The organism is Rhizobium cerradonense (genome assembly GCF_030182455.1).
Lineage (GTDB): Bacteria > Pseudomonadota > Alphaproteobacteria > Rhizobiales > Rhizobiaceae > Rhizobium.
Genome location: NZ_JAQJCK010000059.1, coordinates 1 through 2,942, shown reverse-complemented (window position 1 = coordinate 2,942; position 2,942 = coordinate 1). Strand labels below are relative to the sequence as shown.

Below are 2,942 nucleotides of genomic sequence, written 5' to 3'. Positions count from 1 at the left end.
GGCTGCGCGCATCCTGCCTAGCCGATCATCGGCAAGAGCTCGCTGACCGACTTCTTGGCATCGCCGTAGAACATGCGGGTGTTCTCCTTGAAGAACAGCGGGTTCTCGATGCCGGAATAACCGGTGCCCTGACCGCGCTTGGAGACGAAGACCTGCTTGGCCTTCCAGACTTCCAGCACCGGCATGCCGGATATCGGCGAATTCGGATCTTCTTGCGCCGCCGGGTTGACGATGTCGTTCGAGCCAATGACGATGACGACGTCGGTATTGGGGAAATCGTCGTTGATCTCGTCCATTTCCAGCACGATGTCATAGGGAACCTTCGCTTCGGCAAGCAGCACGTTCATGTGGCCGGGCAGACGGCCGGCCACCGGATGGATGGCGAAGCGGACGGTCTTGCCGGCAGCCCGCAGCTTGCGGGTCAGTTCCGAGACCGACTGCTGCGCCTGGGCGACCGCCATGCCGTAGCCCGGCACGATCACGATGCTGTCGGCCTCGTCCAAGGCGGCCGCGACGCCCTCGGCACTAATGGCGATCTGCTCGCCGATGATCTCCATCTGTGCGCCGGTGCTCGCGCCGAAGCCGCCGAGGATCACCGAGACGAAGGAGCGGTTCATCGCCTTGCACATGATGTAGGAGAGGATCGCACCCGAGGAGCCGACCAGCGCGCCGGTGACGATCAGGAGATCGTTGCCGAGCGTAAAGCCGATCGCCGCGGCCGCCCAGCCGGAATAGCTGTTCAGCATCGAGACGACGACCGGCATGTCGGCGCCGCCAATGCCCATGATCAGGTGATAGCCGATGAAGAAGGCAAGTGCCGTCATCAGGAGAAGCGTCCAGACCCCGGCGCCATTGCAATACATCAACAGCAGGATCAGCGAGGCGATCGCGGCGCTCGCGTTGAGAACGTGCCCGCCCGGCAGCTTCCTGGCCTTGCCGTCCAATTTGCCGGCAAGCTTGCCGAAGGCGACGACCGAGCCGGTGAAGGTGACCGCACCGATGAAGACGCCGAGGAAGACCTCGACCTTCATGATCGACAGTTCCACCATGTCCTTGTGCGCCAGGATGGCGGCAAATCCGGTGAGCGCTGCGCGGGAAGCCTCGTCGAGAGAAGCGACATGGGCCGCTTCGAGATGGGCATTGAAGCCGATGAACACGGCGGCAAGGCCGACGAAGGAATGCAGCGCCGCAACGAGCTGCGGCATTTCCGTCATCTGCACGCGCGACGCGACATAGTAACCGAGCACCGCGCCGCCGGCGATCATCAGCGCGATGATGAACCAATTGCCGACGGTCTTGTCGATCATGGGGCCGAAGATCGTGGCAACTACGGCAAGGGCCATGCCGACAATGCCGTACCAGACGGCGCGCTTGGCGCTTTCCTGGCCGGACAGGCCGCCGAGCGAGAGGATGAAGAGAACCGCTGCCGCAACATAGGCGGCCGATACAATACCGATGGTCATTGTGAAGATCCCTGCCGCTTAAGACTTCTGGAACATGGCGAGCATGCGCCGGGTGACGAGGAAGCCGCCGACGATGTTGATGGTGGCGATCAGCACTGACAGCGCCGCCAGCGTCACCACCAGCCCGTTGCCCGAGCCGATCTGCAACAGCGCGCCGAGGATGACGATGCCGGAGACGGCGTTGGTCACCGCCATCAGCGGCGTGTGCAGCGAATGGCTGACGTTCCAGATCACCTGGAAGCCGACGAAACAGGCGAGCACGAAGACGACAAAATGGCTCATGAAGCTCGACGGCGCATAGGCGCCGACCAGCAGCAGAAGTGCCGTGCCGATGACGAGCAGGATGCCTTGGTTCTTGGTCTGCGCCTTGAAGGCGGCCAGTTCCCGGGCCCGCTTTTCCTCCGGCGTCGGCTCCTTCACCTTTTCCTTCGGCTTGGCGGCGGCGATCGCCTGCACCTTCGGCGGTGGCGGCGGATAGGTGATTGCGCCATCCTTGGTGACGGTCGCACCGCGGATGACGTCATCGTCCATGTTATGGACGATCACCCCATCCTTGCCCGGCGTCAGATCCGTCAGCATGTGGCGGATGTTCGTCGCATAAAGCGTCGAGGCCTGCGCCGCCATGCGGCTCGGGAAATCGGTGTAGCCGATGACGATCACGCCATTGTCGGAGACGATGCGCTCGTCGGGGACCGTCAGGTCGCAATTGCCGCCGCGTTCGGCGGCCAAGTCGATCACGACGGAGCCCGGCTTCATCGCCGCCACCATATCGGCAAGCCACAGCTTCGGCGCATCCCGGCCGGGGATCAGGGCGGTGGTGATGACGATGTCGATCTGAGGCGCCAGTTCCCGGAACTTGGCAAGCTGCTTCTCGCGGAACTCCGGCGAGGACGGCGCGGCATAACCGCCGGTCGCGGCGCCATCCTGCTGTTCTTCGCCGAAGTCGAGGAAGACGAATTCCGCCCCCATGGATTCGATCTGCTCGGCCACCTCAGGGCGCACGTCGAAGGCATAGGTGATGGCGCCGAGCGACGTTGCCGTGCCGATCGCCGCAAGCCCTGCGACACCGGCGCCGATCACCAAGACCTTGGCCGGCGGCACCTTGCCGGCGGCCGTCACCTGACCGGTGAAGAAGCGGCCAAAATTGTTGCCGGCCTCGATCACCGCGCGATAGCCGGCAATATTGGCCATCGACGACAGGGCATCCATCTTCTGGGCTCGGCTGATGCGCGGCACCATGTCCATGGCGATGACGGTCGCTCCGCTGGACCTGGCCTGATCGAGAAGGTCCTTGTTCTGTGCCGGGTAGAAGAAGGAGATCAGCGTCTTACCCGGTGCCAGCCGATCGACCTCTGCGGCTTCGGGCGGACGGACCTTGGCAATGACGTCGGATGTCTCGTAGAGCAAAGCCGCGCTGTCGACCACCGTGACACCCACGCCACGATACGCCTCGTCCGAAAATCCGGCCGCTTTTCCAGC

At 63.6% G+C, this 2,942-nt stretch carries 2 protein-coding genes; both read right to left on the bottom strand.

All coding sequences use genetic code 11. From position 1 onward, the window contains the following. Nucleotides 1-17 precede the first annotated feature (17 nt). Nucleotides 18-1,463: an NAD(P)(+) transhydrogenase (Re/Si-specific) subunit beta gene (locus PH547_RS33565; protein WP_285170466.1), complete on the bottom strand. Its 1,446-nt coding sequence runs from the start codon at nt 1,461-1,463 to the stop codon at nt 18-20. 18 nt (nt 1,464-1,481) lie between these two features. Continuing rightward, nucleotides 1,482-2,942 (bottom strand): Re/Si-specific NAD(P)(+) transhydrogenase subunit alpha (locus PH547_RS33560; protein ID WP_285170465.1); only part of this gene is annotated, 1,461 nt, incomplete at its 5' end.